The following is a 16,007-nucleotide window of genomic DNA, read 5'->3' as shown; positions in this document are numbered from 1 at the left end:
TGATGACGGTCTTTATGGAGTATCTCAGGAAGAAACTCGGCTGGTGCCCGAACGCGGCGGTGACCGGGACCGTCCGCCGACAGTATCCCACCCCCGACGGCGAGATCGGGCTCGAAGCCGCTAAAGGTTGCAGCCGGGAGGTCATCGAGGGCGTATTTGTGGATTACACCAGTCCCCGTTTTTTACCGGTCTCGATCCTCGTCTTCGGCGGACTCTTCGTGGCAGGTCTCCTGATCCCCTCCCTGCGCTTCGTGTTCCTTATCCTCACAGGCCTCTCCTTTATAGCGTATGCCGCGGTGCATCTCTCTCTCGATACGAAACGGGCTGAGATAGAGTCATTCAGGGATGCCATCGTCGTCCGGAGATCGCGTTCTCAGCCGCTCGTCTTCGGAAAGGATGCTTTCAGATCGGTCGAGGTGAAGGGGCCGTACCCTCCCATCCTCCGCTGGACATTTGCACTCTTCCTGGTTCTCCTGATTGCGGGGGTATACTTCGTCAGGGTGTGGGTTGGGTGGATACGGTATTCGGGCGCCCTGGCTGTCGATCCCGAATTCCTCGTTCGCACCTTCTTTGAGGTCGGCGTTGCGGTGTTCATGCTGGAGTTGCTCTATCGTTTCCTGGTCAGTCTGCGGTATCCCGGCCACGTCAGGGCAGCGCTCAAGCCCGCCGGGTTCCTCCGCGTCTACACGGACGACCCGGAGAGGGTTGCCGCGCTGCTCGGTGCCCCGCGGTGACGAAAGCGTACCTTTTGACGAGAACCGTCCAACATACACAGCGACAATCGATGGAATCCCTGTACCGAATACCCCACCCGACGGAGCGGCCGGCATGACCGATAGCACCGCCGGCGCTCAACAGTCACCGCCGCTCGTCGAGTTCAAAAACGTCAGCGTCGTCCGGGACGGCCACAGACTCCTCGACTCTGTATCGCTCACGATCCGCGAGGGAGAGCATATCGCCATCCTCGGGCCGAACGGCGCCGGGAAGTCGTCGCTCATCCGGGCGATCACCCGCGAGTATTACCCCTCCTCGCCGGGCCCGGAGGTCACGTTCCGGTTCCGGGGGCAGGATACGTGGGACGCCTTCTCCTTGAGGTCCCACCTCGGGGTCGTCTCCGCCGACCTCCAGCAGACTTTCGTCCGCAGGATATCGGGCCGCGAGGTCGTCCTCTCGGGGTTCTTCTCGAGCATCGGGCTCTTCCTCTCCCACGAGGTGACGGACGCGATGGAGCGGAAGGCCGACGAGATCCTCGAGTTCCTCGACGTCGCCCACCTTGCCGATCGCCCGATGACCGAGATCTCCTCGGGCGAGGCCCGCAGGCTCCTGATAGGGCGGGCACTCGTCCACGACCCGGGCACCCTCGTCCTCGACGAGCCCACGAACAGCCTTGATCTTCACGCGCTCCACACCTTCAGAAAAACCCTCCGAAAGATCGCACAGTCCGGCACCGGCATCATCCTGGTGACCCACAACCTCCACGATATCATCCCCGAGATCTCCCGGGTCGTCCTGATGCGGGACGGCGCCGTCCGGCAGGACGGCCCGAAGGCGGAGGTGCTGACCGACGACGCTATCGGCGGGCTCTTCCGTGTCCCTGTCCGCGTCCGGGAGGAGGACGGCTACTACTACGCGACGGGCTACTGAACCGCCCCTCGACAATGCCATTTTTTAATCGGCACAACGCTTAAGACCGGTGACGATCTCTCCCGGCGCCTATACCCCGGCACCTCCGTGCAAGGGACGGGGAATCCGAGAGGAGAGAGAAAACATGGTCGAGATTGGCTATAAACTCTTCACCGAGTCGCACAGTGCGCCCGAACTGGTGAAGAACGCAAGGCTTGCCGAGGACGCTGGCTTCTCGTTTCTGAGCATCAGCGATCATTACCTCCCGTGGATCTCGAACCACGGGCACGCCGGGTTTGTCTGGTGCACCATCGGCGGGGTGTCGCAGGCCACCTCGCGGGTCAGGGTCTCCACCGGCGTGACCTGCCCGCTGATACGCTATCACCCGGCGATCGTCGCGCAGGCCGCTGCAACCGCCGCCACGATGATGCCGGGAAGGTTCGAACTCGGGCTCGGGACGGGCGAGAGTTTGAACGAACATGTCGTCAGCGGCGTCTTTCCGACGTCCGAGCCGGTGCGGCTCGATATGCTCCGCGAAGCGGTGAAGATCATCCGGACGCTCTGGAGGGGTGGCATGCAGGACTACTCCGGCACCTACTACACCCTCGACAACGCCCGGATCTACGAACTGCCGAGGGAGTTACCGCAGATCCGTATCTCAGCGGAAGGGCCGATCTCGGCGGAGGTTGCCGGCGAGATCGGCGACGCGCTCATCCACTTCGAGCAGAAGCCCGAAGAGGTCATCGAAACGTTCCGTTCGTCGGGCGGCGAGGGCAAATCGTGCATGATCGAGACCGTGGTCTGCTACGGCACGAGCGAGGAGGAGGCGAAGCGCACGGCATACGAGTGGTTCCCTATGGCCGCGAACAAGGGGGAACTGAACTGGATCGTCCCCACCCCGACACACTTTGAGCAGTTGCAGCAGATGGTGACACCAGAGGATGTCGCAAAGAACGTCCTCTGCGGCCCTGACCCGCAGAAGATCATCGAGAAGGTGGGCAAATTCGTCGATATGGGATACGACAGCGTCCTGCTGCACCAGGTGGGCCCTGACCAGGAGGCGTTCATCAACCTCGCCCACGACGTCATCCTGCCGGAGTTCGGGATCAAGCCCCCGCGGCCCGAGTCCGGGGGAAGGATGGTTCCCGGGCCGGGTCGCGCACGGTGAGCATGAGCCCGCCGGTCTCATCAGCCAGCCCCCGGTGAAGGAGAGATGGCGCACAACGTGACCACCCCAACCGTCCGCGGTCTCATGGCGGAGTTTGCCGCCCGGACCGGGCTTGACCCGCCCCACACCCGCCCGAGACGCTACCTCTGGACGGACGCCTACGCGGTCTGCAACTACCTCGAACTCTCTCGCCGGACAGGCAACGGGGTCTACCGCGACCTCGCCCTCCGCCTCGTCGACCAGGTACACCACACCCTCGGCCGGCACCGCGAAGACGACTCTCGCACGGGCTGGATCAGCGGACTTCCCGAAGAGGAGGGCGAGGCGCACCCGACCCGGGGCGGACTCCGGATCGGTAAACCGCTTCCCGAACGAAGGCTCGGTGAGCCGTTCGACGAGCGGCTGGAGTGGGACCGTGACGGGCAGTATTATCACTACCTCACGAAGTGGATGCACGCGCTCAACCGGGTGAGCAGGGCGACCGGAGACCCGGCCTATACCCGGTGGGCGGTGGAACTTGCACAGGCTGCCCACGCCGCGTTCACCGACACCCTCCCCTCCGGCGGCAGGAGAATGTACTGGAAGATGAGCATCGACCTTGCCCGGCCGCTCGTCCCCGCTATGGGCCAGCACGACCCGCTCGACGGGTTCGTCACCTACAGCGAGCTCAACGCATCTGCAGGGGGGATCGACCTCTCGATCGAGATCGCCGATATGGCCGGCATCTGCCGGGGCGGGAGCCTCGTTACGGACGACCCGCTCGGCATCGGCGGCCTCCTTTACGATGCCGGAAGGATCGCACACCTCGCGGGCCAGGTCAGGTCCATGTCCGACGACCTGCTGGCATCCGTCCTCGACGCGGCCCTCGCCGGCCTCGCCGCCTTTGCCGGGGGCGGGACGCTCCGCTACCCCGCGGATTACCGTCTCGCCTTCCGGGAATTCGGGCTCTCCATCGGCCTGTCGGGGGCCAGGGCGCTCGCGGAGCGAGTCCGTGAGAATCCTGACCTCTCCCGGCGGGCGGACGCTCTCATGCAGTACGCCCCGCTCGCCGATGAGATCGAGCGCTTCTGGATGGACCCGGAGAACCGGAAAGCCGGCACCTGGACCGGGAACCCCGAGATCAATACCGTGATGCTCGCCACCAGCCTCGCTCCCGGGGAGTTCCTGGCGGTATAACGTGGGTGGAAGAGATCTCCTCAAAACGAGACCTCCCGGCGGCCCACAGGGTTCATGCGGCCCCATACCCATACCTTTTTAGGGCGGAACGATAAGTTCTGGTCCAGAGGAGGAATGTACCTGTGTCATCAAAATTGATGGATTACTTCAACAAACAGCCGAGGCTCGGTGTGCTCAGCACCGCGAACAAAGAAGGGAAGATCGATGCGGCGGTCTTCGGCTCGCCGATGATGGTCGACGAGAAGACCGTCGTGATGGGGCTCGGAAATAACCGCACGTTTGCCTACCTGCAGGAGAATCCCAATGCTGTCTTCACGATCATGGAACAGGGAGCGACGCTTGCGGACTGGAAGGGGCTCCGGGTCTACCTGAAGATGAAGGAGTACGCGACCTCCGGAGAGACGCTCGATACCTACCGAAGAAAAGTCGCCGAGGCCGCAGGCAAGGAGGCGGCAGCGATGATCCATGCCTCGGTGACGTTCGAGGTAGGTGAGGTGCGGCCCCTCATCGATATGGGCCAGGGCTGGGAGAAGTCCGTCTGAACGCTCTTTTGGGGCTCTCCCGGTCCATCTGCAACTACCGGAGAGACGGGATCGAAGTGCACCGGGAGTCTTTCTGCCGGGTCTTTGCCCGGCAGCAAGTCCGGCTAGATCGGGCTGCCCCCTGCTGGACGCGCATCTGTTGCAGACCGGGTTGTGTCAGGCGGCTGGCATCCATATTCTGTTAAAACCCTTAATTCTCCTTTTCTCTGCCTCCCGGGGTGAGGTATCCAATTACCGGGTCATGAGCAGGCCCGTTTCTCACTGCCCGACGCAGGCGGCATCGCTGTCTGTTGGCCATCCCGCGGCAAGGGGTGACATTGCCTGTCGGAAACGTCGGTTCGCGCCATAAACGGCGCAGTCTCTCATGTGCCTGATGCAGTTATCCTCGTTTTCTTTCAGCGGAATCGACGGCGATTATACTGCGTGGGCAGTATGGAAACATTTAAGGGGTACAATGCGCAGCTTCTTCTCAGAGAGGTCGCCCTGAAACCCTCTGTCGGGAGGGGACACCCTTCCCGTTCTTCCCACTCGAAACCCTCCGGGTTTCTCGAGCTCCTGCTATCTGGTAGCCGTTAATCGCACCATTGGTGCACACAGACCCGCCGTTCCACCGGGCGCACCCCCTGACGTGATATACGACTGCCGTTCCGGTAGGAGCGAGGGGCATCGGTGTGACTGCAGATGACCTGCGTACAGGTGCTTTGCTCAGGCCTGCCTATGGTTCGCAGTTCGTTTTGGGGAGGCCTCTGAGACGAATAGGCGACAGGATTAGCAAGAATGAAAGCCATGGTCCCAATGGGACGGCACGGGAAAGAGGGCCAGCTGAATGCGGCCGTCATGTAGTTCGCGAGCGACAAAGCGAACTACATCACGGGGACAACCGCGGTTGTCGACAGCGGATACACCCGTATCCGATGCATAGAGCAACGAACACGAATCTGACAACAGTAAACAAATTGAAGTGATTAATACATGACGATTGGAGTAATCGGTGGAACGGGGGGTCAGGGTCTCGGGATCGCCCTCCGGTTTGCACAGGTAGGAGAGACCGTCATCATCGGCTCGAGGACGCTTGATAAGGCCCAGGCCGGTGTCGACAAGGTCAAGGAGCTTCTCGGCGACATCCCGAACATCAGGGCGGCCACGAACCCCGACGCGGCGAAAGCCGCCGACGTCCTGGTCCTCACGGTGCCGCTCGCGGCCCAGAAGGACACGCTGCTCTCGATCAAGGAAGGCGCCGCAGGAAAGCCCCTGCTCGACGCGACCGGACCGCTGGAGTCCTGCATCGGCGGGTCGGCGACGAAGTACATCGACCTCCCCGAGGGGTCCGCCGCGGAACGGTCCCAGTCGATCCTGCCGGACGCGAAGGTGATCTGTGCGTTCAACAACATCTCCCAGACCTGGTGGATGCAGCTGAACGAACCGATCGACTGCGACTGTCTCATTTCCGGCGACGATAAGGCGGCCAAGGAGCTCGTGACCCCGCTGATCGAGAAGATCCCGGGGATCAAGGTCGTCGACTGCGGCAAACTCGAGCGGGCCTGCATCATCGAGAAGATCACGCCGCTCCTGATCGGCCTCAACATCAAGAACAAGTGCCAGTTCGGCGGCATCCGGATCACCGGCCTCGACAAGGGCCGCGCCTGCTGATACAGCACATCAACCTGAAACCACGGGGGTGCCGCACAGGCATGTGCGCTCCCCGATTGTGGTACCGGTCATGACGGGACAGCCTATCCGAATTTCCCGGAAGGGCTCTCCCGGTCCATCTCCGTTCCCGGGATACACCGTTTCTTTCCCCTGCTGTCTTCTTGAACACCGCAAGAGGATAGTACTGCCCATCCGACCCCCCGGATCACGCCGAATCTTCGCATCTCTGCTATTGCAGTTGACCCTCTTTCTCCCGCAGTTCCCGCAACATACGTGGCAGGTATACCCCGATCTCCAATAGGGAAACCTTTATCCTGCGGGGGTGAAGGTGGCGGAGCGGGAAGCCCCACCCTTCAGGGCGGGGCAGTCCGCATGCGAATCGATTCCGCCTCCGGCATCACGACGATGGACCCGGAGTCGTGTCCGTGACCTGGAAAGCGACCGGGCGGAGTATGCTCACGAGAAAGTATTTTGCAGAGTGAGGGCGACAACCTGTCATAAGTACGATGTCCACTGAAATTCTATCGTTCCCGGCATCACGGCAACAAGGTTGGCTGTGCGAGATACAGGGTGCGGCATGACGGACTCCGCGACCGGATACCAGGAGCAGTTTTCCCGGATCCTCGACCTGCTCGAAGAGCACGCGACGACAGGGATGTCCGTGACGGCAGTCGCCCACGAGCTCGGCATCACCCGCGTCTCCGCCGCCAAATACCTCGAACTCCTTGCCGCGAACGGCGACGTCTACATGGAACGGTTCGGCCAGAAGAAGCTCTACCGGCGGTCGCACCGCCTGCCCCTGCGTGAGATCTTCGACCATTCCCCGAATGCGCTGGCGATCCTGGACGCCGACCTCCGGATCTGCATGGTGAACGCGAGTTTCATCGCCACCCTCGGCATCCGGTCGGGCCACAACCTGATCGGGGTTCCGCTCTTCGATCTCGACCTCCGGATCTTCTCTGATATTGCGGTCCGGCGGAACATCGAGCGAATCCACCAATCGGAGACCTACCTCGAGGAGATACAGTTGATCGACGAGCGAACGGACCGGATCTATCTCGTCAACTTCGCGCCGATCGTCTCGCAGACCGAGAGCCCGGAGATCCTGGTCACCCTCCGGGAGATCACCGCGTTGAAGAAGATCGAGATCGCCCTGAAGAACTCGGAGTGGAAGATCGCGACCCTCTTCGGGACGGTTCCAAACGGGATCATCATCTTCGCCGCCGATGGGGCTATCCTGAACGCCAACCCCGCCTCGCTCAGGATCCTCGGGCTGTACACCTTCGAGCAGCTCTCCGCCGCGAGCATCTTCACCCTGGCCTGTTCCCCGGGAACGCTCGAGTCGCTGGTCCATGCAGGCCAGGTGGCCGAGATCGAGCTCGCCTGCGACTTCGACCGCATGAGGCGGGAGCAGATCCCGAGCACCAAGTCCGGCGTGGCCTACTTTGATGTGAACTTCACCCCGATCCGGCAGGAGAACGGCGGCCCGCCGGACGAGTTCGCCATCGTCTTCAAGGATATCACGAGCGACCGCAGGGAGCGAAAGAATCTGACCTTCAGGGAGACGCGGTACCGTTCGCTCTTCGAGAACGCTTGCAACGGCGTGATCGTCTACGGGGTGATCCGCGGTGGTGAGGGGTTCGTCTTCAACGACATCAACCGGGCGGCCGAGAAGATCCTCGGGTTCAAGAAGGAGGAGCTGATCGGCCGGAATGTCTGGGATGTCTTCCCCGCTCTCGCCGAACCCGGGTTGTTGGAGGCCGTCCAGCAGGGCTTTGCCCGGGAACGCCCGGTCTTCCTCCCGCCGCTCCAGTACCGGGAGGGAGACGACGTCTGGATCTGGCACTACCTCTTCAAACTCCCCTCGGGCGAGCTCGCCTCTCTTATGATCGACGTCTCCACCGAGGTCTGCGACGGGAACGGCCCGCCGTCGAGCCCCGGTATTCGCTGACAATCCATGGTATACGATCCGCTGATCGAGCGACCTGCGCGATCGGCGGGAGTGACCGGCACCGGTACTCCAGAGGGGTCGGGATCCCCGGAGGGGCTCATCGCTGAGAGAGGGGCCAGGGGGACTGGCTCTCGTAATATCATATAAATCTTGCACCCTAGTGATTCTCAGTAAAACGAAATTATATGGGCAGCCGTACTCTTCTTTCAATCATATACAGGTGACTGAATGAAAGGCCTTGCAAGAACTGGTAAAGGCAGGATTGGATGGGTCGAGAAAGACAGGCCCGTTGCCGGGCCGCGGGACGCTATTCTTCGGCCGCTGGCCATCGCCCCGTGCTCCTCGGAGCTGCATATGATCTGGGGCGACATGGGCGACTACATGCCCCCCGACCGCATCATGGGCCACGAGGCTGTCGGTATCGTCGAGGAAGTAGGCAACGAGGTCGGGGACTTCAAGCCCGGCGACCGGGTCATCGTCCCCGCGATCACCCCCAACTACCTGCGTGTCCCCTCGCAACGGGGCTTTGCCCAGCACTGCGACGGGATGGCTTCCGGTATGCCGTTCTGCACGCAGAAAGACGGTGTGTTCGCAGAGTATTTCCACGTCAACGACGCCGACGCCCAGCTCGCGCTGCTTCCCGACGGGGTGACTCTGGACCAGGCCGTCATGATCGGCGACATGATGACCACGGGCTTCTACGGTGCCGAGATGGCCAACGTCCAGCTCGGGTCGACGGTCGCCGTCTTCGGGATCGGGCCGGTCGGGCTGATGGCCGTCGCCGGTGCGCACCTGCTCGGGGCTGCACGGATCCTCGCTGTGGGGAGCCGGCCGAACTGCGTGCAGGTCGCTAAAGCGTACGGGGCGACCGAGATCATCGACTACCACAACGGCGATACGGTCAAGCAGATCATGGACCTGACCGACGGTGCGGGAGTGGATGCCGCGATCACGGCCGGCGGCGGTGTTGAGACCATCGGCCAGGCGATCGAGGTCCTGCAGCCCGGCGGCACGCTCGGGAACATCAACGCCATGGAGCATGCCGAGTCGATCCCCATTCCGCTCGCTGCATGGGGCGCAGGCCTCGCCAACAAGACGATCAAAGGGGATGTCTGCCCCGGCGGAAGGGCGAGAATGGAGCGGCTGGCCGCCCTCGTCAAGGCCGGGCGGATCGACCCGAGCAGGCTGATCACGCACCGGTTCACGAACTTCGAGGATATCGAGGAGGCCCTTTTGCTGATGCACGAGAAGCCAAAAGATCTGATCAAGCCCGCAGTAATTCTTGAGTAACCAATCGGAGAGAACTATGCCAATGTTTGACTTACACGGTCGCGTTGCGGCCGTAACAGGCGCATCATCGGGTATCGGCGTGCAGATGGCAAAGGCCCTGGCTGGCCAGGGTGCGGACATCGCCATCATGGCACGGAGAAAAGAGAAGCTGGACGAAGTCGCCGCGGAGATCCGTGCCCTCGGCGTCCGGTGCCTGGCGGTGCAGTGCGATGTCACGAGCACCGAGTCGATCAAGAACGCGGTCGGCGAGATCGTCAAGGAATACGGTAAAGTGGACATCCTGCTGAACAACGCGGGAAACGCCCACATGGCGCCGTTCCTGGAGTACTCCGACGAGGGCTGGGAATCGACGATCGCCGTAGACCTCACGGCTGTCTTCAAGGTGGCCCGCGAGTTCGCGAAAGTGATGGTCAAGAACAACTACGGCCGGATCATCAACACAGCCTCGATGTACGGCCTCGTCGGCGCCACGGCGTCGACGGTCGGTTACCAGGCAGCAAAGGGCGGCGTGGTCAACGTGACCCGCCAGATGGCGGTCGAACTGGCACAGTACAACATCACCGTGAACGCGATCTGCCCCGGGTTCTTCCCGACGCCGCTGACGAAGTCCGCGCTCGAGTCCCCGGAATGGCAGGCCTACGTGAAGGCCATGGTCCCCATGAACCGGAACGGGCGGGACGGCGAGCTGAACCCGGCCATCGTCTACCTGGCAAGCGACGAAGCGAGTTACACCACGGGGACGACCACGGTCGTCGACGGTGGCTACACCTGTATGTAAGTATAGCGAGACGAACACGAGAACAAACACAAATTCAGAACGGTGAACGACATGACAATTGGAGTAATCGGCGGAACAGGGGGTCAGGGTCTCGGGATCGCCCTCCGGTTTGCACAGGTAGGAGAGACCGTCATCATCGGCTCGAGGACGCTTGATAAGGCCCAGGCCGGTGTCGACAAGGTCAAGGAGCTTCTCGGCGACATCCCGAACATCAGGGCGGCCACGAACCCCGACGCGGCGAAAGCCGCCGACGTCCTGGTCCTCACGGTGCCGCTCGCGGCCCAGAAGGACACGCTGCTCTCGATCAAGGAAGGCGCCGCAGGAAAGCCCCTGCTCGACGCGACCGGACCGCTGGAGTCCTGCATCGGCGGGTCGGCGACGAAGTACATCGACCTCCCCGAGGGGTCCGCCGCGGAACGGTCCCAGTCGATCCTGCCGGACGCGAAGGTGATCTGTGCGTTCAACAACATCTCCCAGACCTGGTGGATGCAGCTGAACGAACCGATCGACTGCGACTGTCTCATTTCCGGCGACGATAAGGCGGCCAAGGAGCTCGTGACCCCGCTGATCGAGAAGATCCCGGGGATCAAGGTCGTCGACTGCGGCAAACTCGAGCGGGCCTGCATCATCGAGAAGATCACGCCGCTCCTGATCGGCCTCAACATCAAGAACAAGTGCCAGTTCGGCGGCATCCGGATCACCGGCCTTGACAAGGGCCGCGCCTGCGACTCGAAGTGATCCGAATACCAGTGCAAAGGAGGAGTTATCATGGGAAGACTTGAGGGAAAAGTAGCAATTGTAACTGGAGCGAGCTCCGGGATGGGTGCGGCAATCACGAAGCGCTTTGCCGCGGAAGGCGCGAAAGTCATTGCCATTGCACGGAGGAAGGAGAAACTCCAGGGCGTCATCGACGAGGTCGTCAGGAAAGGCGGCACGGCCATTGCCGTCTCCGGCGACGTCGCGAAGGAAGAGGACGTCAAGAACGCCGTGAAGACTGCCGTCCGAGAGTTCGGCAAGCTTGACATCGTCGTCAACAACGCGGGCAGCCTGGACAGGGTGGCCCCGGTCGGAGACCTCGACGATAAGACGTGGGAGCAGGTCTTTGCCGTCAATGTCGACGGCCCGATGTACATGTTCCGCGCCGCGCTCCCCGTGATGCTCAAGAACCCCGGCGACGCCGAGGGACTCAACAAGGGCGCCTTCGTCACGGTCTCATCCATCGGTGGGACCCACGGCGGGCACAGCGGGGCCGCCTACACGGCATCTAAGCACGCGAGCCTCGGGCTCGCAAAGAACACCGGCTACATGTATGCCAGGAAGGGCATCCGGTCCAACATCATCGCGCCCGGCTACGTCGCAACCGAGATGGTGGAACTCTCCCGGACGACCCACAGCCACCCTGAGGGGATGGAACTCGTCTCCGCCGGTGTCGGGGCCAACCCGCGTATGGGTAAGGCCGAGGAGATCGCGAACCTGGCTCTCTTCCTCGCATCGGACGAGGCGAGCCTGGTCAACGGCGCAGTCGTCCCGGCGGATGCCGGCTGGTCTGCGTGGTAACGTAGAGAAGACGAACAAACCCTGCCGGGCGGGCGGACGGGCTGGACCCCGCGCCCCGGCAACGGCAGGAACGACCAGCATCTTCGCTCGAACCCGGCCGCCGGGGAAACGTCATGGGATGACCGGATATCTGGGCGGGATTGTGATTGTAGGTGCTGGATCGCGAGACTGCACGTCCGGACAGGATGGAGCAGCTGAAACGAGGAGAGCATAACTATGATGAAAGGATGGGAATTTACCTACACCCATAAACCGCTGAGACTTGTTGAAAAACCTGATCCGGTCGCGAAACCCGGTTACGTAGCACTCGATGTGAAAGCCTGCGGGCTCTGCCACTCGGACGTCGGCGCAATGGAGGATGAGAAGTGGCTGGCGCTGATGAAGTATCCGCTCATCATCGGTCACGAATACGCCGGCGTCATCACCGAGGTCGGCGAAGGCGTCACCGGATACAACGTGGGAGATAGAGTCGGCGTCTGCCCCATGCCCACCAAGGATGGATACGGCGGGGGATACGGCCGGGACGGCGGCTACGCCACGAAGTCGACCGCTCCGGTCGAGATGCTGGTCCCGATTCCCGATAATGTGTCATTCCCCTATGCTGCGGCCGCTACGGACGCGGGGATGACCTCCCACCATGCGGTAGCCGTGGCGGGCGGGGCTAAGCCCGGCATCAACATGGGGATCATCGGCATCGGTGGCCTGGGCCAGATCGGCACCCGGGTTGCCGTCCTCAAGGGCGCCAACGTATACGCGGCTTCCCGGAACCCCGTCGCACGGGAAGAGGCCATGAAACTCGGATGCAAGGCCGCATACTCAACGATCAGCGAGGTCGCCGAGCACGTCGACCTGGACGTCATCGTCGACTTTGCCGGGGCCGGTAAGACAACTGCGGACGCCCTCGAGGCAGTCGGCGTCAACGGCCGCGTGGTCCTGGTCGGCATGGCAAAACTGGAGACCACCCTCAACACGATGCCCCTGATCACGAAAGAGGTTACCATACTCGGCAGCCAGGGCGGCAACGTCGACGATATCGCCAGCGTCTACACGATGATGGCATCGGGCAACCTCAAGCCGGACGTCACCGAGATCGGGTTCGATGATATCCCTGCGGGCCTGGAAAAACTCAAAGCAGGCGGCGTAAGAGGCAGACTGGTTGCCGTCATGGACAAATAAGGGGATCCACAGAGCAGCGAAACGTTCGCAAATACATCCGCATCATTCACCCGGGTAGTTTTCAACGTCCTGCCCATTTTTGGTGGGGTCCGGGCGGTGTTCCCATAGGGCGAGGGACCTTCCGGCCCGGGCACCCCGCCTATTCCGAGAGGAACGAAAAGATCCGCACTAAGTCCTCGTCAAGGGGTTTCTTCTTCTGCCAGGTATCTTCAAGCGGGGTGCACGTCAGGTCGCCGCCTCTCTCTCCCACCATGCACCCGCTCCGGCCCTCGAGCAGCGCCTCGATGGCGGCGACACCGAGAAGGCTCCCGAGCACCCGGTCGCGCATCGTCGGCGGCCCGCCCCGCTGGAGGTGGCCGAGAACGACGACGCGGGAGTCGAAGGCAAGGCGTTCCCCGACCTCCCGTGCAATCCGAAAGGAGATGCCCGGCGCCTCTCCCTCCGCCACCACCACGATCGCGCTCTTCTTCCCGACGATGAACCCCTCACGTATGCGATCGCTTATCCGGTCGATCGAGACCTCTTCTTCCGGGATGACCAGTTCTTCGGCGCCGCCGGCGATACCGCTCTCGAGCGCGAGGAACCCGGCCGTCCGCCCCATCACCTCGATGAAGAAGAGACGCTCGTGAGACCGGGCCGTGTCGCGGATGCGGTCGATCGCCTGGACGGCACAGTTCGCCGCGGTATCGAACCCGATGCAGTAGTCGGTCCCGTAGACGTCGTTGTCGATGCTCCCCGGCACCCCCACGAGCGCCGCCGTATCCGTATCGGCGGCGAGCAGGGTTGCGCCATGGAACGTCCCCTCACCCCCAATCAGGATGACGCCGTCAAGCCCCATCCGCTCGATCGCCGCCGCCGCCCTGAGCCGTCCTTCCCGGGTGTAAAAGTCCTTGTTCCGGGAGGTCTCGAGGATCGTGCCGCCCAGGTGGATGGTGTTTCGGATCGCCTTCCGGTCGAGCGGCACCGTATCGCCGGCGATGAGCCCGGTATACCCCCGGCGTATCCCGACAATGGCGAGGTCGTGGGCGAGCGCGGTGCGCACCGCCGCCCGGATGCAGGCGTTCATCCCCGGGGCGTCGCCGCCGCTCGTCAGGATGCCGATCCGTTTCACGGCTCCTCCGCATCGTCGAGCGCCGTGACGCCGGGAAGCGGTCTCCCTGCAAGCATCGTGAGCGCGGCCCCGCCGCCCGTCGAGACGTGGGTCAACCGGTCATCAAGCCCGAACCGCACCACCGCATCCGCGGTCGATCCGCCGCCGACAACCGTGGTGCCGCGGAGATTGGCGAGGGTCGCGGCAATCCGGCGCGTCCCCTCCGCAAACGCCGGGACCTCGAAGACCCCCATCGGCCCGTTCCAGACGACAGTCCGGCATCTGCTCAGTTCGTGGCTGAACTCGTCGGCCGCCCCGGGTCCGATATCGGCGATGAGCCAGCCGTCCGGGATCTCTGTTGCAGGTACAACCCGGGTCGGCGAACCCGCCTCCAGCCTCTCCGCGACGACGACGTCCCGGGGCAGGAGGAGGCGGAGACCGAGTTCTGTCGCTTGTGCGGAGATCGCCCTGACGGCGTCCAGGCGGTCGGTCTCGACGTGCGATATGCCGGTCCCGTAGCCCCGGCTTGCAAGGAACGTGGCCGCCATGCCTCCCCCGATGAGGAGAAGATCCACCCGGGAGATGATGTTCTCGAGGACTTCTAACTTGTCGCTCACCTTGGCCCCGCCGATGACGGCGGCAAACGGTCTCTCGGGGTCTTCCAGGATGCGCCTGAAGGTCTTCACCTCTTTTTCGAGCAGGAGCCCGGCCACCGCCGGCAGGTGTTCCGGGACGCCCACGACCGAGGCATGAGCCCGGTGGGAGGCCCCGAAGGCGTCGTTGACGTAGACCTCCGCGAGGCCGGCGAGGTGCTTCGCAAAGGCCGGGTCGTCCGCTCGCTCCTCCGGGTGGAACCGGAGGTTCTCGAGGAGGACGATATCCCCGCCGCTCATCCCCGCGACCGCGCTCTCCACCTCGGGGCCGATGCAGTCCCGGAGCGCGACGACCGGCCGGTCGAGGAGGACGGAGAGCCGGTTCGCCACGAGGGCGAGGCGTAACCGCTCCTCGACCACTCCCTTCGGCCGGTCCAGGTGGGAGCAGAGGATGACCCGCGCGTTTTGCTCGCAGAGGTAGCGTATCGTCGGCAGGCTGGCCCGGATGCGGGTGTCGTCGGCGATGGTGCCGTCTTCGTCGAGCGGCACGTTGAAATCGGCGCGGACGAGCACCCGCCTCCCCCGCACGTCGACATCCCGGATGGTCTTCTTCTGTCGTAGTATCACGTTCTGCATACCGGCATACCCCCGGAGCAGCGGAGATGGACCGGGCAGGTCCGGGTAGATAAGCGGCTGCACCGCCGTCCGGCTTCCCGGTCCCTGCCGTTCCCCGCAGATTTACGGTTCTGCACTGCATGCGTTCATGGACATATATAGTGTTCGCCGCATCGTCCCGGGTGAACGGGTGCCGCCGGGACGGTCCGGCGGCGGCGCCGGCAGAAAGAGAACGTCGTCGGGGAGCACGCAAAACGGGTGAGCCGGCACAAGAGCGAGGTGAGGAAAGGGTTTGAGGCGGGGGTTACCACGCCTCGGGATACGCCATGTTCGTGTAGAGATCCTCGAGCCGGGCCTTGTGCCCCTTCTCCATGTTCGCGAGCTGCTCAAAGACCATCTTCTGTCCTGCATCCGCAGAGGCGGCGGCAAGCTGGGTATACATCTGTGCAGCCTGAAGTTCCTTCTTGACGGCGAGAAGCAGGCCGTCGAGCGGCTTCATGTCGACCGAGAGCGCGGGCTCGTCGATGGCGTCGGTGACCTTGTAGTCACGGGCCGCTACGAAGCGCATCTCGTCCGCACCACGGAGCAGAATGCCCTGCAGGTACTCCCGGTGGCCTTTTTCCTCCTCGGCAAGGTCGAGGAAGAGAGTCTTGAGGCTTGCGTCGCCGACTCTCTCGGAGACCGACTTGTAGAAGGTATACGACTCTACTTCGCTGTCGATAGCGTTGGTGATGATCTTCTGGAAGTCTTTGGTATTCATGGTTGATTCTCCTTTTTTTTGTTCTGCAACTTCCCGGC

The 16,007-nt window shown here is 63.0% G+C and carries 15 protein-coding genes; 12 read left to right on the top strand and 3 right to left on the bottom strand.

Annotation, left to right across the window (positions count from 1 at the left end; translation table 11 throughout):
* The 12 genes from PLN84_RS08290 to PLN84_RS08235 all read left to right on the top strand — a co-directional run.
* Nucleotides 1–734: hypothetical protein (locus PLN84_RS08290; RefSeq protein ID WP_292385639.1), on the top strand; the 734-nt coding region annotated here is incomplete at its 5' end.
* A gap of 94 nt (nt 735–828) precedes the next feature.
* The gene (locus PLN84_RS08285; RefSeq protein WP_292385637.1) at nt 829–1,644 is read left to right on the top strand and encodes an ATP-binding cassette domain-containing protein; all 816 of its coding nucleotides are present in this window, start codon (nt 829–831) and stop codon (nt 1,642–1,644) included.
* 124 nt (nt 1,645–1,768) lie between these two features.
* The gene (locus tag PLN84_RS08280) at nt 1,769–2,791 is read left to right on the top strand and encodes a TIGR03557 family F420-dependent LLM class oxidoreductase (RefSeq protein ID WP_292385635.1); all 1,023 of its coding nucleotides are present in this window, start codon (nt 1,769–1,771) and stop codon (nt 2,789–2,791) included.
* Between the two features lie 45 nt (nt 2,792–2,836).
* Nucleotides 2,837–3,967: a hypothetical protein gene (locus PLN84_RS08275; RefSeq protein WP_292385633.1), complete on the top strand. Its 1,131-nt coding sequence runs from the start codon at nt 2,837–2,839 to the stop codon at nt 3,965–3,967.
* Between the two features lie 122 nt (nt 3,968–4,089).
* Entirely contained in the window at nt 4,090–4,509 is a 420-nt protein-coding gene (locus PLN84_RS08270; protein WP_292385631.1) for a pyridoxamine 5'-phosphate oxidase family protein, read from the top strand.
* A 972-nt stretch (nt 4,510–5,481) separates the two neighbouring features.
* Entirely contained in the window at nt 5,482–6,159 is a 678-nt protein-coding gene (npdG, locus tag PLN84_RS08265; protein WP_292385629.1) for an NADPH-dependent F420 reductase, read from the top strand.
* A gap of 577 nt (nt 6,160–6,736) precedes the next feature.
* The gene (locus PLN84_RS08260; RefSeq protein WP_292385627.1) at nt 6,737–8,110 is read left to right on the top strand and encodes a PAS domain S-box protein; all 1,374 of its coding nucleotides are present in this window, start codon (nt 6,737–6,739) and stop codon (nt 8,108–8,110) included.
* 228 nt (nt 8,111–8,338) lie between these two features.
* On the top strand, nt 8,339–9,400 hold the full coding sequence (locus PLN84_RS08255) for an NAD(P)-dependent alcohol dehydrogenase (protein ID WP_292385625.1): 1,062 nt from the start codon (nt 8,339–8,341) through the stop codon (nt 9,398–9,400).
* A 22-nt stretch (nt 9,401–9,422) separates the two neighbouring features.
* Nucleotides 9,423–10,178, top strand: a complete 756-nt coding sequence (locus tag PLN84_RS08250; protein ID WP_292558884.1) for an SDR family oxidoreductase — start codon at nt 9,423–9,425, stop codon at nt 10,176–10,178.
* A 51-nt stretch (nt 10,179–10,229) separates the two neighbouring features.
* Entirely contained in the window at nt 10,230–10,916 is a 687-nt protein-coding gene (gene npdG, locus PLN84_RS08245) for an NADPH-dependent F420 reductase (RefSeq protein ID WP_292385622.1), read from the top strand.
* A 30-nt stretch (nt 10,917–10,946) separates the two neighbouring features.
* Nucleotides 10,947–11,735 carry an SDR family oxidoreductase gene (locus tag PLN84_RS08240; RefSeq protein ID WP_292385620.1) on the top strand — a complete coding sequence of 263 codons (789 nt, stop codon included), beginning with the start codon at nt 10,947–10,949 and terminating at the stop codon, nt 11,733–11,735.
* A gap of 216 nt (nt 11,736–11,951) precedes the next feature.
* Nucleotides 11,952–12,911: a zinc-binding dehydrogenase gene (locus PLN84_RS08235; RefSeq protein ID WP_292385619.1), complete on the top strand. Its 960-nt coding sequence runs from the start codon at nt 11,952–11,954 to the stop codon at nt 12,909–12,911.
* 139 nt (nt 12,912–13,050) lie between these two features.
* Here the strand turns inward: PLN84_RS08235 and pfkA are convergent, their stop codons facing one another.
* The 3 genes from pfkA to PLN84_RS08220 all read right to left on the bottom strand — a co-directional run bounded on the left by pfkA (nt 13,051) and on the right by PLN84_RS08220 (nt 15,969).
* A complete protein-coding gene (gene pfkA, locus PLN84_RS08230) occupies nt 13,051–14,022 on the bottom strand; it encodes a 6-phosphofructokinase (protein ID WP_292558883.1) in 972 nt (323 codons plus the stop codon).
* Nucleotides 14,019–15,230, bottom strand: coding sequence for a phosphoglycerate kinase (locus PLN84_RS08225; protein WP_292558882.1), 1,212 nt, complete (start codon nt 15,228–15,230; stop codon nt 14,019–14,021). The genes pfkA and PLN84_RS08225 overlap by 4 nt, the downstream gene beginning before the upstream one ends.
* A gap of 283 nt (nt 15,231–15,513) precedes the next feature.
* Nucleotides 15,514–15,969, bottom strand: a complete 456-nt coding sequence (locus PLN84_RS08220; protein ID WP_300182416.1) for a ferritin family protein — start codon at nt 15,967–15,969, stop codon at nt 15,514–15,516.
* Between the last annotated feature and the right edge of the window lie 38 nt (nt 15,970–16,007).

Origin of the sequence: Methanoculleus sp., from assembly GCF_035363275.1 — an archaeon.
GTDB lineage: Archaea > Halobacteriota > Methanomicrobia > Methanomicrobiales > Methanoculleaceae > Methanoculleus.
The sequence above is the reverse complement of the archived record's forward strand: the minus strand, read 5'-3'. Positions and strand labels throughout refer to the sequence as shown.

Bases quoted from the DNA above. Each gene is read 5' to 3' on its own strand.
- PLN84_RS08285 (WP_292385637.1), top strand. From the start codon at position 829: ATGACCGATAGCACCGCCGGCGCTCAACAGTCACCGCCGCTCGTCGAG.
- PLN84_RS08280 (WP_292385635.1), top strand. From the start codon at position 1,769: ATGGTCGAGATTGGCTATAAACTCTTCACCGAGTCGCACAGTGCGCCC.
- PLN84_RS08275 (WP_292385633.1), top strand. From the start codon at position 2,837: ATGGCGCACAACGTGACCACCCCAACCGTCCGCGGTCTCATGGCGGAG.
- npdG (WP_292385629.1), top strand. From the start codon at position 5,482: ATGACGATTGGAGTAATCGGTGGAACGGGGGGTCAGGGTCTCGGGATC.
- PLN84_RS08260 (WP_292385627.1), top strand. From the start codon at position 6,737: ATGACGGACTCCGCGACCGGATACCAGGAGCAGTTTTCCCGGATCCTC.
- PLN84_RS08255 (WP_292385625.1), top strand. From the start codon at position 8,339: ATGAAAGGCCTTGCAAGAACTGGTAAAGGCAGGATTGGATGGGTCGAG.
- PLN84_RS08250 (WP_292558884.1), top strand. From the start codon at position 9,423: ATGTTTGACTTACACGGTCGCGTTGCGGCCGTAACAGGCGCATCATCG.
- npdG (WP_292385622.1), top strand. From the start codon at position 10,230: ATGACAATTGGAGTAATCGGCGGAACAGGGGGTCAGGGTCTCGGGATC.
- PLN84_RS08240 (WP_292385620.1), top strand. From the start codon at position 10,947: ATGGGAAGACTTGAGGGAAAAGTAGCAATTGTAACTGGAGCGAGCTCC.
- PLN84_RS08235 (WP_292385619.1), top strand. From the start codon at position 11,952: ATGATGAAAGGATGGGAATTTACCTACACCCATAAACCGCTGAGACTT.
- PLN84_RS08225 (WP_292558882.1), bottom strand. From the start codon at position 15,230: ATGCAGAACGTGATACTACGACAGAAGAAGACCATCCGGGATGTCGAC.
- PLN84_RS08220 (WP_300182416.1), bottom strand. From the start codon at position 15,969: ATGAATACCAAAGACTTCCAGAAGATCATCACCAACGCTATCGACAGC.